This is a genomic window from Streptomyces sp. NPDC041814 (assembly GCF_055590565.1).
In genome coordinates, this window is the sequence record NZ_JBVJAM010000012.1 from 183860 (window position 1) to 208063 (window position 24204).

Here is a 24204-nt window from a genome sequence, read left to right on the forward strand (position 1 = left end):
GGACGGGACAGGATCGAAGGCGAAGCGTCAGACCCGTACAAGAGATCGAGGAGCCGCACCATGGCCCGTATCGCCTCAGTCCTGCTCGCCCTGGCCGGAGCCGCGGCGCTCGTGCTCAGCGCCTTCCAGCCCTGGTACGAGGGGCGCGAACCGCGCGAGGTGGAGCTGACGGACCTGTTCACCGGCCTGGGACCCGAAACGGCGAGCGGGACCGGCAGCTCCATGCTGGTGTTACTGGCCGGCGCGGCCGCCGTCGCCGTGCTGGGCCTGCTCCTGCGTTCCCGGGCCGTGCTGGCCGTGGCCTGCCTGGCGGGCCTGGCGACGGGCGTCCTGTGGACCGTGCAGCAGATCCGCGCGGTGGCCCCCGTCGCCTTCGAGGTGACCGACGTGCAGCGCGGACTGTGGAACGCCGGGGGCGGGGTGCTGGCCCTCATGATCGCCGCCCTCGTACTCCCGCCCCGGACCTGACCGCCCGAACGGCCGCGCAGTGCTCACGGACTGCGTGTTTGCGACAGCGCTAAATATTCTGTTCGAATGGGCTCGACTCCTCGAAGATTTCCCGGGGCGGTGAGCCACAAGACGGCATCCGGACACCGCCTTCCTTGGAATACTCATCCGATCGGGGAGGCGGGGTTCGTCCGTGTCTGGCGCACCGACGAGAAAACGGCCCGAAACGTGCCCCGACCGGGACACAGTGAAAGAACTCGCGGAAAACACCGGAGTGACCGGCGGTCAATTGGCCGTGCTCCACGGGGGCGTTCTGACGACCCGGTCGTTCGGTACGGAGGAATTCGGAACCGGAAGGCCCGTCGGTGACGATTCGCTTTTCGCCTACGGATCGGTGACCAAGGCGTTCACCGCGGCGCTGCTGCTGCAACTCGTCTCCGACGGCGACCTGGAACTGGACCGCCCCGTCGGCGGCCGGCTGCCCGCCCGCCGCCCCGGCGCCCAGGCCGTGCTCGCCGCCACCCCGCGCATGCTCCTCAGCCACACCGCGGGGCTGCCCTCGGACCACGACGACGAGCAGGCACGCACCCTGCGGGACTGGTACGAGGGATTCCTGGACCGCGCCGAAGCGCACCCCACCGGATGGCCGGTGCGCGGGGCCTTCTCGTACTCCAACGTCGGCTACGGCATCGCCGGCCGCCTCATCGAGACGGTGACCGCGCTGTCGTGGTGGGAGGCCCTGCGGACGTACCTGCTCGAACCGCTGGGCACCGGCATCCGGCTGCTCGGCGGCACCCCCCTCGGCCCCGGCCCCGCCCCCTCGCCCTGCGGACACCGCACCCGCACCGGCGCCGGCGGCAACGAGGTCGTGCACGTCGTCCCCGCACGCACCGACGCCGGGTCCATGCCCGCCGGCGGTCTCGCCGGCAGCGCGACGGACCTGGTGCGCTTCGCCCGGATGCACCTGGACCGGCCGGAGGACCGGGCCGGCACCGACCTGGTCGACCCGGCCGTGCTGCGCGAGATGGGCCGGCCCGTGCCCGGCCCCGGCCCGTACGGCCTGGCCCACTCCTGGGGCGCGGGTCTCGGCCTCTTCGGCCGCCCCGGCAACCTCTGGCTCGGCCACGACGGAGCCCTCGACGGCACCACCTGCCACCTGCGCATCCGCCCCGAGGACGGCACGGTGGTCGCCCTGACCACCAACTCCGCCACGGGCGCCCGGCTGTGGGAGGTGCTGGTGCGCCGGCTGCGGGACGGCGGCCTCGACGTGGGCGTGCACGCACCGGAGTTCCCGCCGGCGGTGTCCGCCGGGCGGTTCGCGGAATGCGCCGGGACGTACCGCAACGGCGACCTCACCGTCGACGCCGTCATCGCGGGCGACGGGATGACGCTCCGGCTGCCGGGCGGGCTCTCCGAGCACCTCGTCCCCCGCGCCGGCGGCGTGTTCAGCTCGGCGGGCACCGATTTCCCCGCCACCCTCGGACGTTTCGTCAAGGACCGGGCCACGGGCCGTATCCAGGCCCTCCAATACAGCGGACGCACCCTGCTGCGGGAACCACGCCCGACGTGAGCACCGGCGATCCGGCACAGCGGAACCGGGCCGGCCGGTCCTCCTTCCAGCACCGGTCCTCTTTTTCCATCCGGCAGTTATCTGCGCTTTCTGGGGTCTCGGAATGAAGACTGACAGCAGCATTCACCCGCGGGCATGGCAGCCGTCCGGCGCCGCCACCCTGCACGGCCTGTTCGAGGCGCAGGCGGCACGGCGCCCCGACCACACGGCCGTGGAGTGCGGCACGACCGTACTGACCTACGGCGAGGCCGACCGCCGCGCCAACCGGCTGGCCCACCGGCTGACCGAGCTGGGAGCCGGACCGGAGACCCGGGTCGGCGTGTGCCTGGAGCGCGGACCGGACCTCGTGGTCGTGCTGCTGGCCATCCTCAAGGCGGGCGCCGCCTACCTCCCCCTGGACCCGGGCTACCCGCCGGACCGGCTGGAATTCATGGTCGCCGACGCCGGGGTCCGGCTCGTCGTCAGCAGCCACGGCACCGGGAACCGGCCGGCGAACGCCCCCGCCGCCCTGCTGCTCGACGGCCCCGCCGGCCGCGACCTCGACCACCCCGGCACCCCGCCCGCGGTGACGGTCCTGCCCGACAACACCGCGTACGTCCTGTTCACCTCGGGCTCGACGGGCCGCCCCAAGGCCGTTGCCGTCACCCACCGCGGCATCCCGCACCTCGGCGCCGCCCACACCTCCGCCCTGGCCATCGACGGCGACAGCCGCGTCCTGCAGTTCGCCTCGCCCAACTTCGACGTCTCCATCGCGGACATCGTGCAGACCTGGTACGCGGGCGCCACCCTGGTCCTGCCCTCCCGGGCCACCCAGACCGTCGGCGACGCCCTGGCCGAACTGCTCGCGGACGCGGCGATCACCCACGCCATGATCCCGCCCTCCGTGCTGGCCACCGTGCCGCCCGCACCGCTGCCCGGCCTGCGCGCCCTGGCGACCGGGGGCGAGCCCTGCCCGCCCGAGGTCGTGGCCCGCTGGGCGGCCGGCCGGCGCATGTTCAACGCGTACGGACCCACCGAGGCGACCGTGACCGCGACCATGAACGGGCCGCTGGCCACCGACCTCGTCCAGTCGCCCGGCATCGGACGCCCCGTGGACGGCGTACGCGTCCTCGTCCTGGACGAGCGGCTGCGCCCCGTCCCCGACGGCGCGACCGGCGAACTGTGCATCGCGGGCGAAGGGGTGGGCCGCGGCTACGTCAACCGGGCCGCCCTGACCGCCGAGCGCTTCGTCGCCGACCCGTACGGCGTGGCCGGCTCGCGGATGTACCGCACCGGCGACCTCGCCCGCCGGCTGCCCGACGGCACCTTCGAGTTCGTCGGGCGCTCCGACGACCAGGTCAAGATCCGGGGGCTCCGGGTCGAACTCGGCGAGATCGAGACCGCGCTCACCGGGCACGAGACCGTCCTCCAGGCCGTCGCCGTCGTCCGCGAGGACCGGGGCACCGCCCGGCTCGTCGCCTACTACGTACCCGTCGACGCCACCCGCACCCCCGACGAGGCGGCCCTGCGCGACCACCTGGCCGCCTCCCTGCCCGGCCACATGGTGCCCGCCGCCCTCGTCCCGCTGGACCGCTTCCCCCTCACCCCCAACGGCAAGGTCGACCGTGCGGCCCTGCCCGCACCCCAGGCGCCCGCCGGGCCCGGCACCGCCGAGCACACCGCACCGCGCGACGAGACGGAACGCGCGCTCGCCGCCATCTGGGCCGACCTGCTCCCGGCCGGCCGAATAGGCGCGCACGACGACTTCTTCGCCCTCGGCGGCGACTCCATCACCGCCCTCCGCGCCGCCTTCCAGGTCGAACGGAGCCTCGGCGTCACCCTCGACGCCGCCGCCCACTTCGACCACCCCACCGTCGCCCGGCTCGCCGCCCACGTGCGTACCCTCGCCCAGGACCGGGGGCCGCGCCGGCCCGCCATCGAACCCGTCCCCCGGGGGCCGCGGCTGCCGCTGTCCGCCGCCCAGCAGCGCCTGTGGTTCCTCCACCGCCACGAGCCGGACTCGGCCGCCTACAACTGCTCCACCGGGCTGCGCCTCCAGGGCGGCGTCGACCCCCGGGCTCTCGGCGCCGCGCTGACCGCCCTGGCCGCACGGCACGAGCCCCTGCGCACCTCGTTCACCGAGGAGGACGGCACCCCCGCCCAGGTGACCGCCGACCCCGGCACCGTCCACGTCCCCGTCGCCGTGGACGACCTGTCCACCGGGACGGACGCCGCCCGCGACCAGGCCCTCGACCGGCTGCTGCGCGCCGAGACCGGCGCCCCCTTCGACCTCGCCACCGCGCCCCTGCTGCGCGCCCGCCTCGTACGCACCGCCCCCGAGGAACACCTGCTCGTCCTCACCGCGCACCACATCGCCGCCGACGCGTGGTCGATGGACGTCCTCACCCGCGAACTGGGACCGCTCTACGCCGCCGCGCTGGCCACCCCCGACGCCCGGCCCGACACCCTCGCCACCGCCGCCGGACTGCCGGAACTCCCCGTCCAGTACGCGGACTTCGCCGCCTGGCAGCGCGCCCTCCAGGACACCCCGGAGGCCGGGAAGCAACTGGACTTCTGGAAGCGGACCCTCGACGGCGTCCTCCCCCTGGAACTGCCCACGGACCGGCCGCGCCCGCAGGCACGCACCTCGGCCGGTGACCGCGTCCTGTTCACGGTGCCCGAGGCCACGGCACACCGCCTGACCGACCTCGGCCGGGCCGCCGGCGGCACGCTCTTCACCGCGCTCACCGCCGGCGTGCAGCTCTTCCTCGCCCGCCTCACCGGACAGCGCGACATCGTGCTCGGCACCGTCGACTCCGGCCGCCCGAGGGCCGAACTCGCCGATCTCGTCGGCTTCTTCGTGGACACCCTCAGCCTGCGCACCGACGTGGACGAGTCCCTGACCTTCGCCGAGTTCACCGCCCGAGCCCGGCGCACCGTCACCGACGCCGTCGCACACGGCCTGGTCCCCTTCGACCGGGTCGTCGACGCCGTACTGCCCGGGCGCGACCCGAGCGTCCCGCCGCTGGTGCAGGTCATGCTGGTGCTCCAGAACGTGCCCGGCGGCCTGCCCCGGCTCCCCGGGGTCCGCGTCGAGGAGGCCGTCCTCCCCTGCGAGGCCGCCCTGTTCGACCTCACCCTGGAATTCTGGCCGGGCACCGACGGCTCCCTCACCGCCTCCGCCGAATACAACACCGACCTCTTCGACCGCGACACCGTCGAGCGCTTCACCGGCCACCTGTGCGCCCTGCTCGCCGAGCTCACCGAGGCCCCGCAGCGCCCCATGGCCGACGCCTCCCTCCTGACCGGTCCGCAGCGCCACCGCGTGCTCCACGACTGGAACACCGACGAGCGCGGTGTCGCCCCGGCCACCCTCACGGACCTGTTCGCCCGCCAGGCCGCGCGCACCCCGGACGCCGTCGCCGTCCGGCAGGGCGCGACCCGGCTCACCTACGCCGACCTCGACCTGCGCACCAACCGGCTGGCCCACCACCTGCGCGAGCGCGGTGTGCGCACCGGCGACCGCGTCGGCCTCTCCCTGCCCCGGGGCACCTCCCTGATCGTCGCCCTGCTCGGCATCCTCAAGGCCGGGGCCGCCTATGTGCCGGTGGACCCGGCGTATCCGCTCGCGCGCCAGGAGTTCATGCTCAGCGACTCGGAGACCGTGCTCCTGGTCACCGACGCGGACGGCCGCCGCCGGCTCGGCGCCGAGGGACGCCCCCTGGTCCTCGTCGACGCGGACCACCGGGCGATCGACGCCGCCCCGGCCGGGCCGGCCGACGCCGGTCTCACCCCCGACCACGGGGCGTACGTCATCTACACCTCCGGCTCCACCGGCACCCCCAAGGGCACCCTGACCCCGCACCGGGCCGTCGACCGCGTGGTGCGCCACACCCCGTACATCGAACTCACCCCCCAGGACGTCGTCGCCCAGGCGGCATCGGTGTCCTTCGACGCCGCCACCTTCGAGATCTGGGGCGCCCTGCTCAACGGGGCGACGCTGGCCCTGGCACCGGCCGGTGTCCTGGACCCGCCCGAGCTGCGGACGTTCCTGGAGACGCACGGGGTCACCACGCTCTGGCTGACCGCCGGGCTCTTCCACGAGATCGTGGACGCCGACCTCCAGGCCCTGGCCGGGGTGCGCCATCTCCTGGCCGGTGGCGACGCGCTCTCCCCGAGGCACTGCCGCGCCGTCCTCGAACAGCTCCCCGGCACCACCCTCATCAACGGATACGGCCCCACCGAGACCACCACCTTCGCCGCGGCCGGGGCCCTCCGCGCCGAGGACGTCACCCGGGAGACCGTGCCCCTCGGCGCCGCGATCGGCGACACCCGGCTCTACGTCCTCGACGACCGCCTGCGCCCCGTCCCCGTCGGAGTCGGCGGCGAACTGTACGTCGCGGGCGAGGGCCTGGCCCACGGGTACGTCAACCGGTACGCCCTGACGGCCGAGCGGTTCGTGGCCGACCCGTTCGGCGCGCCCGGCAGCCGCATGTACCGCACGGGCGACCGGGTTCGCTGGATGGCCGACGGCAGGCTCGAATTCCTGGGCCGGGGCGACGGACAGGTCAAGATCCGCGGCTTCCGCGTGGAGCTCGGCGAGGCCGAATCCGCCGTGGCCGACCACCCGGACGTCGCCCAGGCCGTGGTCACGGCCCTGGCCGGGCCGGGTTCGGGCAGGCGGCTGGTGGCGTATGTGGTGCCGCGGCCGGGTGTGGGCTCGGTGGATGTGGGGGAGGTGCGCCGGTTCGTTTCGGGTGTGGTGCCGGAGTACATGGTGCCGTCGGTGTTCGTGGTGCTGGATGCGTTGCCGTTGACGCCGAACGGGAAGGTCGACCGTCGTGCGTTGCCGGTTCCGGAGGTTTCCGGGTCGGTGGAGGGTGTGCGGGTTGCCGCGCGTACGCCGGTGGAGGCGGTGCTCGCGGGGATCTGGGCCGAGGTGTTGGGGGTGGAGTCGGTCGGGGTCGAGGACAACTTCTTCGATCTGGGCGGCGACTCGATCCTGAGCATCCAGGTCGTCTCCCGCGCCCGCGCCGCCGGACTCACCGTCACCTCGCAGGACATCTTCCAGCGCCAGACCATCGCCGCACTCGTGGCCGGCCTCGCCGAGGCCGACGAAGCCGAACGATCCGACAAGCGTCCCGTGGAGGGCCCCGTGGTGCTCACCCCCATCCAGCGTTGGTTCTTCCGCACGCACCGCAAGGCCCCGCACCACTTCAACATGGCCGTGCACCTCGAACTCGCGCCCGGCACCGACCCCGGGGCCCTGGCCACCGCCGTGTCCGCACTGGTCGAGCAGCACGCCGCCCTGCGTACGCGCTTCGAGCGCACCGGGGCCGGCTGGCGCCAGCGCGCCCTGGCCACCGACGACTCCGTACGCCTGGAACGGCACGACCTGTCAGCCGTCGAGGGCGAGGAGCGCGCCGAGGCCGTCACCCGCATCACCGACGCCCTCCAGACCGGCTTCGACCTGGCCACCGGCCCCCTGATCCGCTTCGCCCTCCTCGACCTCGGCGCGGGATCGGCCGAACTCGTCGTGATCGCGCATCACTTGGTGGTGGACGGGGTGTCGTGGCGGGTGTTGCTGGAGGACTTGGAGGTGGCGTACGGGCAGGTGGTGTCGGGTGCGCCGGTGGATCTGGGCGCGGGTTCGTCGTCGTTCGGTGAGTGGGCGGCGGGGTTGCGTGGTGCGGTGGAAGCCGGTGCCTTCGACGGGGAGGTGGAGTACTGGTCCGGGGTGGGCCGGGATGTCTGCGTGGACCTTCCGGTGGAGGGTGAGCCGGATGCCGGTGCGGCGGGTCCGCGTGTGGTGTCGGGTGAGTTGTCGGTGGATGCGACGCGGGTGTTGGTGCAGCGGGTTCCGTCGTTGTTCCGGGCGCGGGTGAACGAGGTGTTGCTCGCGGTTCTGGGCCGGGTGCTGGGTGACTGGACGGGCCGGGACCGGGTCGTGGTGGACGTGGAGGGCCATGGTCGTGAGGACGTGGTCGAGGGTGTTGATCTGTCGCGGACGGTGGGCTGGTTCACCACGGTGTTCCCCTTCGAGGTGAACGCCACCGAAGCAGCCTGGGACGTCCTGGTCCGTGACGCCAAGGAGGGGCTGCGAGCGGTACCCGGGCGAGGCATCGGCTACGGCGCCCTGCGCCACCTCGCCGACCCCGACTTCGTCGCCGACACCCTCGGCGACCCCGTACGCCCCCAGGTGAGCTTCAACTACCTCGGCCACTTCGACGGAATGACGGCCGACAGCACCCTCTACCGCGCCATGTTGCCGCACCCCCGCGGGGAGCACAGCCCGCTGGACGGGCGCTCACACGCGCTGGACGTGGTGGCGCGGGTGGTGGGTGGCCGGTTGGTGGTGGAGTTCGGTTCGGTGCCCGGGGTGTTTTCCGAGGCGACGGTGGAGGGGCTGGTCGCGGCGTTCGTGTCGGGGCTTGAGGAGTTCCTGACGCTGTGCGAGGAGCCGGGGGCGGGTGGTTGTTCTCCGTCGGACTTCCCGTTGGTCTCCCTGGATCAGGCGGGTGTGGACCGGGTGGTGGGTGACGGCAGTGGTGTGGAGGATGTGCTGCCGTTGCTGCCGATGCAGTCCGGGATGCTGTTCCACGCGTTGATGGGTTCGGGTGCTCCGGCGTACTTCGAGCAGTTGATGTTCTCGGTCGACGGTGTGGCCGACCTGGAGGCGTTCGCAGCGGCGTGGCAGCGCGTCGTGGACTCGGTTCAGGCGCTGCGTGTCGGGGTCGTGTGGGAGGGGGTTGCCGAGCCGGTGCGTGTGGTGCGCCGGTCGGTGACCCTGCCGACCGAGACGCTCGACTGGCGCGGTGCTCCGGATCTGGATGCCCGGTGGGACGCACTCGTGGCCGCCGACCGGGACCGCGGTCTGGACCTGCACCAGGTGCCGCTGGCCCGGCTCACCCTCGCCCGCGTCGGCGAGGACCGCGTTCGCGTCCTGTTCACCTTCCACCACATGCTGCTCGACGGCTGGAGCCTCGCCCGGGTCCTCTCCCTCGTCCTGGACCACCACACCGCCCACCAGCACGGCACCCGGCCCCCCTCGGCGGCCGACCGCGGCCTCGCCGACCACGTCAGGTGGCTGGCCGACCGGGACCTGCCGGAGGCCGAGAAGTACTGGCGCACCGTCCTCGCGGGCTACGACACGCCCGTCGAGCTGCCGGCCGACCGCCTGGTCGAACGCTCCCAGGACAGCCGGTCCTCGGCCCGCATGACCGTACCCCTGACCCCGGAGGTCTCCGCCGAGTTGCAGGCGTTCGCGCGCCGGAACCGGCTGACGGTCAACGCGGTGGTCCAGGGTGTCTGGGCGCTCATGCTCGCCGGGCGCAGCGGCCGCGAGGACGTGGTGTTCGGCGCGACCACGTCCGGGCGGCCCACCGACCTGCCCGGTGCCGAGGACATGATCGGCCTGTTCATCAACTCCCTGCCGGTACGCGTCCGCCTCGACCCGGACCGCCCGGTCATCGACTGGCTGCGCGCCCTCCAGGAGGACCAGGTCCGGGCCCGCCGCTACGACTACCTGCCCCTGACCCGCGTACAGGCCCTCAGCGACCTCGACCCCGAGCAGCGGCTCTTCGACAGCCTCGTCGTCTTCGAGAACTACCCGGTCGACACCGACGCGGCCGCCGCCCAGGGACTGGCCGTCAGCGACATCAGCGCCGTCGAGGCCACCAACTACCCCCTCAACCTGGTGGCGTACGACGGCGCCCGGATCGACCTCGTCCTCGCCTACGACCCGGACGCCTTCGCCGAGGACACCGTGCGGGCACTCTGCGACGACCTGCTCCTCCACGCCACCGCCGTCGCCCGCACCGCCCCCGGGGACACCCTCGGCCACCTCGCCCTGGTCACCCCCGACGAGCACCGCCGCCTCCTGGGCGACTGGGGCAGCGGCCCGGACACGGCGGGGGAGCACCGGACCCTCTCCGGCATCCTCCGCGCCCAGCTCGCCCGCACCCCGGACCTGCGTGCGGCGGTCTCCGGCGACGACAGCGTCACGTACGCCGAACTGCACGGCGCGGCCGCCCGCCTCGCCCACCACCTCATCGCCACCGGAGTCCGCCCCGGCGACCGGGTGGGCGTCGCCCTGCAACAGGGCATCCCGTGGCTCACCGCGATGGTCGCGGTGGCGCACTCCGGCGCCGTCTACGTACCGCTCGACCCGCGCTACCCGGCCGACCGCCTGGAGCACATGATCACCGACTCCGGTGTGACGGTGATCCTGACCGAGACCCGGTTCCTGGACACGCTCCCCGCGCGCCACGCGGCCCGGACCGAGACGGTGGACACCCTCGGCGCCGTACTCGCGGCCCTGCCCGCGGAGCTGCCGGACATCCCCGAGGACCCGCACCGGCCCGCGTACATCATCTACACCTCGGGCTCGACCGGACTGCCCAAGGGCGTCCTCGTGCCGCACACCGGCCTGAGCGGGCTGCTCACCGTGCCCGCCGACAACTTCGGTGTCCGCCAGGGCGACCGGGTCCTGCAGTTCGCCTCACCCAGCTTCGACGCCTCCGTCCTCGAAGTGGTGTCGGCCCTCGGCCTGGGCGGGACCCTCGTCATCTCGCGCCCCGGCCCCCTCTCCGCCGAGGAACTGACCGACCTGCTGGAACAGCACGAGGTCAACCACGCCCTCATCCTGCCCGCCATGCTGGCCACCCTGCCCCAGCGCGAACTGCCGCACCTGCGCACCCTGCTCGTCGGTGCCGAGCCCGTGCAGGCCGACCTCGTGGCCCGCTGGGGCCACGGCAGGCGCATGGTCAACGGCTACGGCCCCACCGAGGCCACCATCGGCACGACCTTCAGCGGCGCCCTGTCGCCCGAGCGGCCCGGCGACCCGCCGATCGGCCGCCCGTACGCCGGAGTGCGCGCCTACGTCCTCGACGGCTGGCTGCGCCCCGTGGCGCCCGGCACCGTGGGCGAGCTCTACATCGGTGGCGAGGGCGTCGCGCTCGGCTACCTCAACCGCCCCGCCGAGACCGCGTCCCGCTTCCTGGCCGACCCGTTCGGCGCCCCCGGCAGCCGCATGTACCGCTCGGGCGACCTGGTGCGCTGGGCCCACGACGGACAGCTGGTCTTCGTCGGACGCGCCGACACCCAGATCAAGGTCCGCGGCCACCGCGTCGAACTCGGCGAGGTCGAGACGGCCCTCGCCGGCCACCCCGCCGTCGGCCAGGCCGCCGTGCTCCTGAGCAACGCCGGGCCGGGTTCGGGCAGGCGGCTGGTGGCGTATGTGGTGCCGCGGCCGGGTGTGGGCTCGGTGGATGTGGGGGAGGTGCGCCGGTTCGTTTCGGGTGTGGTGCCGGAGTACATGGTGCCGTCGGTGTTCGTGGTGCTGGATGCGTTGCCGTTGACGCCGAACGGGAAGGTCGACCGTCGTGCGTTGCCGGTTCCGGAGGTTTCCGGGTCGGTGGAGGGTGTGCGGGTTGCCGCGCGGACGCCGGTGGAGGCGGTGCTCGCGGGGATCTGGGCCGAGGTGTTGGGGGTGGAGTCGGTCGGGGTCGAGGACAACTTCTTCGATCTGGGCGGCGACTCGATCCTGAGCATCCAGGTCGTCTCCCGCGCCCGCGCCGCCGGACTCACCGTCTCGCCCAAGGACGTCTTCGACTGCCAGACGGTGGCGATCCTCGCCGAACGCGTCGAGAACGCCTCCCAGGAGGACACCACCGACGAACGCCCGGCCGTCCACGGACCCGTGGGAACGACCCCCGTACAGGAGTGGTTCTTCCGCACCCACACGGCCGCACCGCACCACTTCGGCATGTCGATGGCCGCGACCCTGCCCGCCGACGCCGACCGCACGGCCCTGGCCACCGCGATGACCGCGCTGGTGGAGCGGCACGACGCCCTGCGCATGCGCTTCGGGCGCACCGACGACGGCACGTGGATCCAGTCGGCCGCCGCGCCCACGGACAGCGCACCGCTGCACCACCACGACCTCTCCGGCCTGCCGCCGGAGCAGCGTACGGCCGAGCTGGACCGCACGGTCCGCACCGCCCAGGCAGGCATGGACCTCGCCTCCGGACCGCTCTTCCAGGCCCTCACCTTCGACCTCGGCGCCGACGGCACCCGCCTGGTGATGGTCGCCCATCACTTGGTGGTGGACGGGGTGTCGTGGCGGGTGTTGCTGGAGGACTTGGAGGTGGCGTACGGGCAGGTGGTGTCGGGTGCGCCGGTGGATCTGGGCGCGGGTTCGTCGTCGTTCGGTGAGTGGGCGGCGGGGTTGCGTGGTGCGGTGGAAGCCGGTGCCTTCGACGGGGAGGTGGAGTACTGGTCCGGGGTGGGCCGGGATGTCTGCGTGGACCTTCCGGTGGAGGGTGAGCCGGATGCCGGTGCGGCGGGTCCGCGTGTGGTGTCGGGTGAGTTGTCGGTGGGTGCGACGCGGGTGTTGGTGCAGCGGGTTCCGTCGTTGTTCCGGGCGCGGGTGAACGAGGTGTTGCTCGCGGTTCTGGGCCGGGTGCTGGGTGACTGGACGGGCCGGGACCGGGTCGTGGTGGACGTGGAGGGCCATGGTCGTGAGGACGTGGTCGGGGGTGTTGATCTGTCGCGGACGGTGGGCTGGTTCACCACGGTGTTCCCGTTCGAGGTGAACGCCACCGAAGCAGCCTGGGACGTCCTGGTCCGTGACGCGAAGGAGGGGCTGCGAGCGGTACCCGGGCGAGGCATCGGCTACGGCGCCCTGCGTTACCTCGCCGACGCGTTCGAGGACTCCGTGCGCCCCCGGGTGAGCTTTAACTACCTCGGCCACTTCGACGGCACCACCTACGGCTCCGACACCGGAGGATCGCTTCTGCGCGACGCGGGCTTCCTCCAGGACGGCGACACCAGTCCGCTGGACGGGCCGGCGTATGCGTTGGACGTGGTGGCGCGGGTGGTGGGTGGCCGGTTGGTGGTGGAGTTCGGTTCGGTGCCCGGGGTGTTTTCCGAGGCGACGGTGGAGGGGCTGGTCGCGGCGTTCGTGTCGGGGCTTGAGGAGTTCCTGACGCTGTGCGAGGAGCCGGGGGCGGGTGGTTGTTCTCCGTCGGACTTCCCGTTGGTCTCCCTGGATCAGGCGGGTGTGGACCGGGTGGTGGGTGACGGCAGTGGTGTGGAGGATGTGCTGCCGTTGCTGCCGATGCAGTCCGGGATGCTGTTCCACGCGTTGATGGGTTCGGGTGCTCCGGCGTACTTCGAGCAGTTGATGTTCTCGGTCGACGGTGTGGCCGACCTGGAGGCGTTCGCAGCGGCGTGGCAGCGCGTCGTGGACTCGGTTCAGGCATTGCGTGTCGGGGTCGTGTGGGAGGGGGTTGCCGAGCCGGTGCGTGTGGTGCGCCGGTCGGTGACCCTGCCGACCGAGACGCTCGACTGGCGCGGTGCTCCGGATCCGGACGCCCGGTGGGACGCACTCGTGGCCACCGACCGGGAACGCGGCCTGGACCTGCACCAGGTGCCGCTGGCCCGGCTCACCCTCGCCCGCGTGGACGACGAGCGGGTGCGCGTCCTGTTCACCTTCCACCACGTCCTGCTCGACGGGTGGAGTCTGTCCCGGGTCCTCTCCCTCGTCCTGGACCACCACACCGCGCACCAGCACGGCACCCGGCCCCCCGCCCTCAACGGCGGCCGGCTGGCCGACCAGGCGCGCTGGCTCCGGCGCCAGGACGTCCGGGCCGCCGAGGAGTACTGGCGGGGGTCCCTGGCAGGCTTCGAGGAACCGGTGCGGCTGCCCGTGGACCGCCCCGTCGAGCACTCCCGCCACACCCGCTCGTCGGAGCGGGTCGATGTCACCCTCACCCCCGGACTCACCGCCGAGTTGCAGGCGTTCGCGCGCCGGAACCGGCTGACGGTCAACGCGGTGGTCCAGGGTGTCTGGGCGCTCATGCTCGCCGGGCGCAGCGGCCGCGAGGACGTGGTGTTCGGCGCGACCACGTCCGGGCGGCCCACCGACCTGCCCGGTGCCGAGGACATGATCGGCCTGTTCATCAACTCCCTGCCGGTACGCGTCCGCCTCGACCCGGACCGCCCGGTCATCGACTGGCTGCGTGCCCTCCAGGAGGACCAGGTCCGGGCCCGCCGCTACGACTACCTGCCCCTGACCCGCGTACAGGCCCTCAGCGACCTCGACCCCGAGCAGCGGCTCTTCGACAGCCTCGTCGTCTTCGCCAACTACCCCGTCGACACCGACGCGGCCGCCGCCCAAGGGCTGGCCGTCAGCGACATCAGCGCCGTCGAGGCCACCAACTACCCCCTCAACCTGGCCGCCTACACGGGCGACAGCCTCACCCTGTCCCTGCTCTACGACCCGGAGGTCTTCGACCGGGGCACCGTGCGGGCGCTCCGTGACGACCTGCTCCTCCACGCCACCGCCGTCGTCCACGCCGCCCCCGGGGACACCCTCGGCCACCTCGCCCTGGTCGCCCCCGACGAGCACCGCCGCCTCCTCGAAGAATGGGGCAGCGGCGCACCCGGCGACGGCGGCACCACCCTCACGGCCGTCTTCGCGGACCAGGTGGCCCGGGTGCCCGGGCGGACCGCGCTCAGCGTCGACGGCCGGGACATCAGCTACGCCGAACTCGACGCACGCGCCAACCGCCTCGCACACCGGCTGGTCGACGCCGGGGTCCGCCCCGACACCCGCGTGGGTGTCTGCCTCGGGCGGCGGGCCGAGCTGTTCGTGACCCTGCTGGCGGTCCTCAAGGCCGGCGGCGGCTATGTGCCGCTCGACCCCACCTACCCGGCCGACCGCCTCGCGTTCATGGTCACCGACTCCGGCGCGGACCTCGTCGTCACCGACCACGAGTGCGTCACCGCCCTGCCGGCCACCGACGCCCGGCTGCTGCTCCTGGACGACGCCGAGGAGGCCGCCGCCCTCGCCTCCCGGCCCGCGACCGCGCCCGAGGTGACGGTCCACCCGGACAACCTGGCCCACGTCATCTACACCTCCGGCTCCACCGGCCGCCCCAAGGGTGCCGTCCTCCCGCACCGGGGCGTGCTGCGCATGGCGCGCGACCCGAAGCTCGCCCTCACCGACCAGGACGTCGTCGGCCAGCTCGCCACCGTCTCCTTCGACGCCGGGACCCTGGAGATCTGGAGCGCCTGGCTCAACGGCGCGGCCCTCGCCGTCAGCCCCTCCCGCTCCATGTCCGCCGTCGAACTCGGCAAGTTCCTGCAGGGCGCCGGAGTCTCCGCGGTCTGGATCACGGCCGGCCTGTTCCACGAGATCGTGGACACCGACATCCAGGTCCTGGCCGGACTGCGGCTCCTCATGTCCGGCGGCGACACCCTCTCCCCGGCCCACTGCCGCAAGGTCGTCACCGAACTGCCCGGCGTCCGCATGATCAACGGCTACGGGCCCACCGAAGGCACCGTCTTCACCACCCTGTTCGTGGTCAACGGCAACTACGGCGGAAACGGTCCGATGCCCATCGGCACGCCCATCGCCGGCACCCGGCTCCGGGTCCTCGACCACGCGCTGCGCCCCGTGCCGGCCGGTGTGCCCGGGGAGCTGTACGTCTGCGGCGACGGCCTCGGACGCGGCTACGTGAACCGGCCCGGCATCACCGCGACACGGTTCGTCGCCGACCCGTTCGGTGCCCCCGGCGAGCGGATGTACCGCACCGGAGACCTCGTGCGCTGGCTGCCCGACGGCAACCTCGACTTCGTCTCGCGCACCGACTTCCAGGTCAAGATCCGCGGCCTGCGCGTCGAACTCGGTGAGATCGAGGCCGCCCTGACGGCCCATCCTGAGGTGGCCCAGGCCCTGGTGCTGGCCCGCGAGGACCAGCCCGGCAGCAAGCGGCTCGTCGCCTACGTCGTACCCGTCGCCGACGACCGCGCCCCGTCCCCGCGGGAGCTGAAGGAATCCGTCGGCGGCACCCTGCCCGCCTACATGGTGCCCTCGGCCGTGGTCGTCCTGCCCGTCTTCCCCCTCAACCCCAACGGCAAGGTCGACCGCCGTGCCCTGCCGTCGCCGGAGGAGGCCCAGGGCGACCGCCCGGAAGCCGTGGCCCCCCGCACCCCCGCCGAGGAACTGCTCGCCGGGATCTGGGGCGACGTGCTGGGCGTCGAGAAGTTCGGCGTCGAGGACAACTTCTTCGACCTCGGCGGCGACTCGATCCGCAGCATCCAGGTCATCTCCCGCATCCGGGAACTCTTCGTCATCGACCTGCCCGCCCGGGCCCTGTTCGACAACCCCACCGTCGCCGACCTGGCGACGGCCATCGAGGCACAGGTCATCGCCGAGGCCGAGGGCACCGCCACCGGACCGACCGGCTGACCCCCGCGTCCCACCCCGTTCCCCGCCCGCCGGGCGACACCCGGCAGGCCCCATCGCACTTCGCAAACCCCGTGGAGGAGAACCCATGGACGCGGCGGCATCCCGCGAGAGCTGGCTGGAGTCCCTGCCCGAGCACGTGCGGGACACCCTGCGCGCACGTCTCGCAGGCGGCACCGCGCACACACCCGGCGGCCGGATCGAACCCGGGGAGCGGACCGACAGGCCACCCCTGTCGTACGCGCAGCAGCGTCTCTGGTTCCTCGACGAGTTCGACCCCGGAAGCGCCGAGTACAACTCCTGCCTCTCGCTGCGCCTCACCGGCGGCCTCGACGTCGCCGCCCTCGCGGCGGCCCTGTCCGCCCTGGTCGCCCGGCACGAGTCGCTGCGCACGACCTTCGACGCCGTCGACGGTGAGGGCTACCAGGTCATCGGAGAGCCGTTCGCCGTACCGGTGCCCGTGGTGCCGATACCCGGGCCCGCCGACGACGAACGGGACGTCATCCTCGCCAACCTGCTGCGGGCCGAGGCCGCGCGCCCCTTCGACCTGCGCACCGGCCCCCTGCTGCGGGCCATGCTCGTCCGGCTGGCCGCCGAGGAACACGTCCTCGCGATCACGATGCACCACATCATCACGGACGGCTGGTCCATGGGCGTACTCGGCCGCGAGCTCGCCGCCCTCTACGACCGGGCCGCCACCACCGGCGCGTACGACCCCGGCCTGCTGCTCGCCGACAGCGCACTGCCGCCACTGCCCGTGCAGTACGCCGACTTCGCCGCCTGGCAGCGCACCACCCTCACCGGCCCCGCGCTGGAGCGCCGCCTCGCCCACTGGACGTCGAAGCTCGACGGCATCGTCCCGCTGGAGCTCCCCACCGACCGCCCCCGGCCCGCCGTCCGCACCTCCGCGGGCGCCCAGCACCTCTTCACGCTGCCCGCCGACACCACCCGCCGGCTCGCCGAGGTGGCCCGCGCCCACAACGCCACCCTGTTCATGGCGGTCACCGCGCTCAGCCAGCTCGCCCTGTCCCGCTGGACCGGGCAGACCGACATCGCCGTCGGCACCACCGTGTCCGGACGCGACCGGGCCGAGACCGAAGGGCTCATCGGCTTCTTCGTCAACACCCTCGTCCTCCGTACCGAGGTGGAGGAACCCCTCCCCTTCGGACGGTTCCTCGACGGGGTGCGCGAAACGGTGCTGGAGGCCTTCGCCCACGCCGACGTGCCGTTCGAACGGGTCGTGGACGCCGTGGTCACCGAACGGGACCTCAGCCGCCCGCCCCTCGCCCAGGCCATGGTCTCCCTCCAGAACACCCCCGCCGAACCGATGGCCCTGCATGGCCTGCTGTCGGAGGAATACATCTTCGAACGCGACCAGGCGCTGTGCGACATCGACATCGACTTCTGGGAACGGGACGACACCCTCCTCGGAGCCGTCCAGTACAACTCCGACCTGTTCGACGCCGCCACCGTCGAACGGCTCTGCCACCACATCGGCGTCCTCGCCGACCGCCTCACCCGGGACCCCGACCGCCCCATGGCCGAGGTGTCCATGCTCACCGACGAGGAGCACGAGCTGGCCGTACGCGGCTGGAGCGGCGCCGCCCACCCGCTGCCCGCCACGACCCTGCCCCAGGTCTTCGCCGAACAGGCCGCCCGCACCCCCGGCGAGGTGGCGCTCGTCTGCGGCACCACCGCCCTCACCTTCGCCCAGCTGGAGGAGCGCGCCAACCGGCTCGCCCACCACCTCGCCGCACGCTCCATCGGCGCCGAGGACCTCGTCGCGCTCGCCCTGCCTCGTACCGAGGACATGGTCATCGGCATCCTCGCGGTCCTCAAGGCGGGCGCCGCCTACCTGCCGATCGACCTCGACCTGCCCGCCGACCGCATCGCCTTCATGATCGAGGACGCGGCGCCCGCCCTCGCCCTGGTCCACCCGGACGCCACGGCCGACCGCGCCGAGGCGTTCACCCGGGTCCAGGTCCTCGACCTCGCCGCCCCGGAGACCCGCGACCTCCTCGCCGCCCGTCCGGCCCACGCCCCCACCGACGCCGACCGGGTGCGCCCGCTGCGCCCCGCCAACCCGGCGCACCTCATCTACACCTCCGGCTCCACCGGACTGCCCAAGGGCGTGCTCACCGACCACGCCGGACTGCTCAACCTCTACCGCAACCACCTGAAGCGGTTCATCGAGCCCGAGGCCGAGGCCGCCGGCGGACGCCGCTTCCGGGCCGCGCTCACCGCGGTCTTCTCCTTCGACACCTCGTGGGAGGGGTTGCTGTGGATGATCGCCGGGCACGAACTCCACGTCCTGGACGACGAGACACGCCGCGACCCCGAGGCGATCGTCGCCCACGTCCACAAGGAGCGCATCGACCTCCTCGACCTCACCCCCACGTACGCCGAGCAGGTCGTCGCCGCCGGGCTCCTCACCGGTGACCACCCCCCGGCCGTGCTGATGCTCGGCGGCGAAGGCGTCGGCGAGACCCTGTGGCGCACCCTCCGCGAGACCGGGGACACCACTACCGGCTACAACTTCTACGGCCCCACCGAGGCCGCCGTGGACACCCTGTGGTGCCGCCTCGACCTCAGCGAACGGCCCGTGATCGGCCGACCCGTGGACAACACCGGCGTGTACGTCCTGGACCGGCTGCTGCGGCCCGTGCCCGCCGGGGTCCCCGGCGAACTGCACCTCGCCGGACCCCAGCTGGCGCGCGGCTACCTCAACCGGGCCGCGCTGACCGCCGAACGCTTCGTCGCCGACCCCTTCGGACCGCCCGGCACCCGCATGTACCGCACCGGCGACCTCGTCCGCCGCACCGCCGACGGCACCGTCGAATACCTGGGCCGCACCGACGACCAGGTCAAGATCCGCGGATTCCGCATCGAGCTCGGCGAGGTCGAGTCCGCGCTCGCCGCCCACCCGGACGTCGCCCAGGCCGTCGCCGTCGCCCGCGAGGGCCGCACCGGCGGCAAGCAGCTCGTCGGCTACGTCGTGCCCAGGCCCGGCGCCACCGCCCCCGGCACCGCCGAACTCCGCGAACTGCTGGCCCGCAGCCTCCCGGACTTCATGGTGCCGACCGCCGTGGTGGCCCTGGACGCCCTGCCCACCACCAGCAGCCGCAAGGTCGACCGCAAGGCCCTCCCGGCACCGGACCCCGCCGCCTTCGCCGCCGCCGCCACCCGGGTGCTGCCCCGCACCGCGGTCGAAGAGGTGCTCGCCGGCATCTGGACCCAGGTCCTCGGACTCGACGCCGTCGGTGTCACCGACAACTTCTTCGAGCTGGGCGGCAACTCGATCCTGAGCATCCAGGTGATCTCCCGGGTCCGGAAGACCTTCGGCATCGAGCTCTCCGCGCGCGCCCTCTTCGACCGGCCCACCATCGCCGGCCTCGCCCACGCCGTCGCCGAGGGCCGGGCCGCCGCGCACACCGGCCGCATCGTCCCGGCCGGCCGCGACCGGCGGCTCCCGCTCTCCTTCGCCCAGGCCCGGCTCTGGTTCCTGGACGAGTTCGAACCCGGGAACGCCGCCTACAACGCCGGCGGCGTGCTGCGCCTGAGCGGCGAGCTGAACACCGGCGCCCTCTCCGCCGCCCTGTCCGCCCTCGTCCTGCGCCACGAGGTCCTGCGCACCACCTTCGACGTCATCGACGGCGAAGCCGTACAGGTCATCGGCGACCCGTACGAGGTACGGCTGCGCGTGGCCGTCGTCAGCGGCGACGACGAGGCGGAGCGCGACGCACGGCTCGACACGCTGCTCCGCGAGGAGATCGCGGTCCCCTTCGACCTCCGGCGCGGGCCCCTGCTGCGCACCCTCCTGGCCCGGCTCGGCCCCGACGAGCACGTACTCGCCGTGACCCTGCATCACATCGTCACCGACGGCTGGTCCATGGGCGTCGTCGCCCGGGAACTCGGCGCGCTGTACGGCGCGGCCCGCGACACCGGCGCCCGCGACGCCCGTGACGTGCTGGAACACGCCGGACTGGACCCGCTGCCCGTGCAGTACGCCGACTACGCGGTCTGGCAGCGCGAACAGCTCGCCGAGGCCGAGCTCGAACGCCAGCTCGCCCACTGGCGGGAACGCCTCGCCGGCGCACCCCCGCTGGAGCTGCCCACCGACCGGCCCCGCCCCGCCGTACGCGGCTACGCCGGTGCCCTGCACTCCTTCCGGCTGTCGCCCGGGGCCACCGCCGCCCTGACCGGCGCCGCCCGCACCCAGGGCGCGTCCTTGTTCATGGCGGTCACGGCGCTGACCCGGCTGGTGCTCGCCCGCTGGTCCGGGCAGCGCGACATCGTGCTGGGCGCCCTCGGCTCCGGACGCGACCGGGCCGAGACGGAAGGGCTGATCGGCTTCTTCGTCAACACGCTCGTCCTGCGCGGCGACGTCGACGAGTCCGCCACCTTCGGGCAGTCGCTCCGCGCGGTGCGCGAAACGGTGCTGGAGGCCTTCGCCCACGCCGACGTGCCGTTCGAACGGGTCGTGGACGCCGTGGTCACCGAACGGGACCTCAGCCGGCCCCCGCTCGTACAGGCGCTGATCGCCTTCCAGAACACCCCCGACGAACCGCTGGTCCTGCCCGGGCTGCGGCTCTCCGCCCAGCCCCTGACCCGGGACTACTCGCTCTTCGACCTCACCTTCAACTTCTGGGAGGAGGACGACGTTCTGTGCGGCTCGGTGGAATACAGCACCGAACTGTTCGAGGAGAGCACCGTACGACGGCTCGTCGGCCACCTGTCGACGCTGGCCGAAGCGCTCGGCGGCGCCGACGCCGACGGCCCGCTGTCCCGGCTGCCCATGCTCACCCCGGCCGAGCGCGAGCAGGCCGAACGCGACCTCACCGGCGGAGCGCACCCCGTACGCCCGGCCACCGCGGTGGAACGCTTCGAGCAGCAGGCGGCCCGCACCCCGGACGCGCTCGCCGTGGCCGGAGAAGGCGGCCGGCTCACGTACGCCGAGCTGAACGCGCGCGCCAACCGGCTCGCCCGCCACCTGGTGGCCCGGGGCGTCGGCCCCGAGGACGTGGTCGCCGTCTCCCTGCCCAGGTCGGCCGACCTCATCACCGCCCTGTACGCGGTGCACAAGGCCGGGGCCGCCTACCTGCCGATCGACCCGGCGTACCCCGCCGAACGCGTCGCCACCCTGCTCGCCGACGCCCGCCCCGTCCACCTGCTCACGCACAGCGAGCAGCCCGGCCGGGACGTCACCGCCACGGCGCTCGACGCCCCCGCCACCCACACCCGGCTGGCCGCGCTGCCCGGCACCGACCTCCGCGACGAGGACCGCAACGCACCCCCGCACAGCGGGAACGCCGCGTACGTCATCTACACCTCGGGCTCCACCGGCCGCCCCAAGGGTGTCGTCGTCTCCCAGCACAACCTCACCCACTACCTGGAATGGTGCGAGGGCAACTACCCCGGCCTCGCGGGCGGCGCCGTCCTGCACTCGTCCATCTCCTTCGACCTCACCGTCACCACCCTCTTCGCCCCCCTCGCCGTCGGCGGCACGGTCCACATCGGCGCCCTGGACGACACCGGCCCCGCTCCCTGGACCGGCCGCCCGGCCCCCACCTTCATCAAGGCCACCCCCAGCCACCTCCCGCTGCTGGAATCCCTCACCGACGACGTGCTCGCCACCGGAGACCTCGTCGTCGGCGGCGAGCAGCTGCGCGGCGAGACCCTGGCGGCCTGGCGCTCCCGCCACCCCGGGGCCCGCGTGGTCAACGAATACGGCCCCACCGAGGCGACCGTCGGCTGCGTGGTGCACACCGTGGAGCCCACGGACCCCGACACCCCGGGCCCCGTCCCCATCGGCACCCCGGCGTGGAACACCCGCGCCCATGTCCTCGACGGCCACCTGCGCCCCGTCCCGGCCGGGGTCCCCGGCGAGCTGTACCTCTCCGGCGAACAGCTCGCCCGCGGCTACCTGCGCCGCCCCGGGCTGACCGCCGACCGCTTCGTCGCCGACCCGTTCGGCGAGCCGGGCACCCGCATGTACCGCACCGGCGACCTGGTGCGCCGCCGGGCCGACGGGACGCTGGAATACCTCGGCCGTACCGACGACCAGGTCAAGATCCGGGCCCACCGCATCGAGCTCGGCGAGGTGGAGGCGGCGCTCGCCGGCTGCCCCGGCGTCGGCCAGGTCTGCGTGGTCGCCGCCGACGGCCCCTCCGGGAAGCGGCTGGTCGGCTACGCGGCCCCGCGCCCCGAGGGCCCCGCCTGCGACGAGGAGGCGCTGCGCGCCCACGCGGCCCGGATGCTCCCCGAATACATGAGGCCGTCCGCCTTCGTCGTCCTGGACGTGCTGCCGCTGACCGTCAACGGCAAGGTCGACCGGGCCGCGCTCCCGGACCCCGACGCCGCCCGGGCCCCGCAGCTGTCCTGGACGCCGCCCCGCACCGCGACCGAGCGGATCGTCGCCGACGCCTTCGCCGAACTCCTGGGCCTGGAACAGGTCTCCGTCGAGGACAACTTCTTCGAGCTGGGCGGCGACTCCATCCTCAGCATCCAGCTCATCGCCCGCTGCCGCCGCGCCGGAGTCACCTTCACCTCCAAGGACGTCTTCCGCAGCGGCTCGGTGCGGGCCCTGGCCGCCCTGGTCGACGGCGCCGCCCCGGCCGGGGAGACCCCGTCGGCCAGGGCGGACACGGCCGACGACACCGGTCCGGTGCCCCTCTCGCCCATCCAGCAGTGGTTCTTCGACTCCTACGGCGACGCCCCGCACTACAACATGTCCGTCCGCCTCACCCTCGCCCCCGGCACCGACCTCGACACCGCGGCCGACGCGGCTCAGGCCGTACTCGCCCACCACACCGCCCTGCGGCTGCGGTTCGGCACGCAGGACGGGCAGCGCCGGCAGCGCCTCGCGCCGGAGAGCGAGACGGTACGCGTACAGCGCGAGGACCTGCGCGCGGTGGACCCGGAGCGGTGGGAGGACACCGTCACCGGGCACCTGGCCCGGGCCCAGGAGTCCCTGGACCTGGAACGGGGCCCGGTCGCCCGCTGCCTCCTCCTCGACGGGGGCGAGCACAACGCCCCGACGCTGCTCCTGGTGATGCACCACCTCGTCGTGGACGCGGTCTCGCTGCGCATTCTCGTGGACGATTTCGTCACCGCCTGCGAACTGCGCGCGGAGGGCCGGGACATTCAACTCGATCCGGTCGTCACGTCGTTCCCGGAATGGATCTCGGAATTGTCCGAACGGGCCGCCGAAGGCGCCTGGGAAGAGGAAATTCCGTACTGGCGCGAGCTGGTGTCCCGTGAATTCCCCGCAATACCTCTGGATGGGTCCGGAGACAATCTGGTAGCGTCCGAGGCGGAATACGCGGTGGAACTCGAAGAGAGCGAAACCGAATCCGTTCTCCGTACCCTCCCGGGGCGACACCGGGTCAGGACCGAGGAAATCCTCCTCACCGCGCTGGGCGCGGCGGTCCGGTCCTGGGCCGGCCCCGGCGGCCTCACCCTCGACCTGGAGGGCCACGGCCGCGACGAGGCCGTCGGCACGACGGACCTGTCGCGCACCGTCGGCTGGTTCACCGTGCTCCACCCGCTCCACCTCGACGTCCCGGCCGAGGGCGACGCGCGGAGCAGGCTGCGCGCCGTGGCCCGCCAGGTGCGCGCGGTCCCCGGCAGCGGCGTCGGCTACGGCGTGCTGCGCCACCTGCGGGGCGTCGCGGACCTGGTCCCCGCCGCCCCGCCCCGGATCCTCTTCAACTACCTCGGCCGGTTCGACGCCGACGACCGCACCACGGGCCTCGTCCGGTCGGTCGCCGCGGCGGACCACCAGCACAGCGGCTCCCTGCCGCGCCCCCACCTGCTCGACGTCACGGCGGCCGTGACGGACGGCCGCCTCCGCATCGCCGTGCGGTACTCGCGCGACCTGCACGACGCGGACACCATCGCCCGCTTCGCCGCCGACCTGACGGCGGAACTGCGCGCACTGATCGCCGGCCGCTGA

General features: G+C 73.4%; 4 protein-coding genes. All 4 read left to right on the plus strand.

Features of this window, described 5'->3' with window-relative positions; all coding sequences use genetic code 11:
- Positions 1-60: 60 nt before the first annotated feature.
- The 4 genes from ACZ6C6_RS27925 (at position 61) to ACZ6C6_RS27940 (ending at position 24204) form a co-directional block, all read left to right on the plus strand.
- Complete coding sequence (locus ACZ6C6_RS27925; protein ID WP_469206463.1) at positions 61-468, plus strand: hypothetical protein; 408 nt, start codon at positions 61-63, stop codon at positions 466-468.
- Positions 469-694: 226 nt separating this feature from the next.
- On the plus strand, positions 695-2017 hold the full coding sequence (locus ACZ6C6_RS27930) for a serine hydrolase domain-containing protein (RefSeq protein WP_469206465.1): 1323 nt from the start codon (positions 695-697) through the stop codon (positions 2015-2017).
- A gap of 103 nt (positions 2018-2120) precedes the next feature.
- On the plus strand, positions 2121-16253 hold the full coding sequence (locus ACZ6C6_RS27935; RefSeq protein ID WP_469206467.1) for an amino acid adenylation domain-containing protein: 14133 nt from the start codon (positions 2121-2123) through the stop codon (positions 16251-16253).
- An 85-nt stretch (positions 16254-16338) separates the two neighbouring features.
- Positions 16339-24204, plus strand: coding sequence for an amino acid adenylation domain-containing protein (locus ACZ6C6_RS27940; RefSeq protein WP_469206469.1), 7866 nt, complete (start codon positions 16339-16341; stop codon positions 24202-24204).

What these genes read in the sequence shown, in the direction of transcription:
- ACZ6C6_RS27925 (WP_469206463.1), top strand. Translation starts at nt 61, where the DNA reads ATGGCCCGTATCGCCTCAGTCCTGCTCGCCCTGGCCGGAGCCGCGGCG.
- ACZ6C6_RS27935 (WP_469206467.1), top strand. Translation starts at nt 2,121, where the DNA reads ATGAAGACTGACAGCAGCATTCACCCGCGGGCATGGCAGCCGTCCGGC.
- ACZ6C6_RS27940 (WP_469206469.1), top strand. Translation starts at nt 16,339, where the DNA reads ATGGACGCGGCGGCATCCCGCGAGAGCTGGCTGGAGTCCCTGCCCGAG.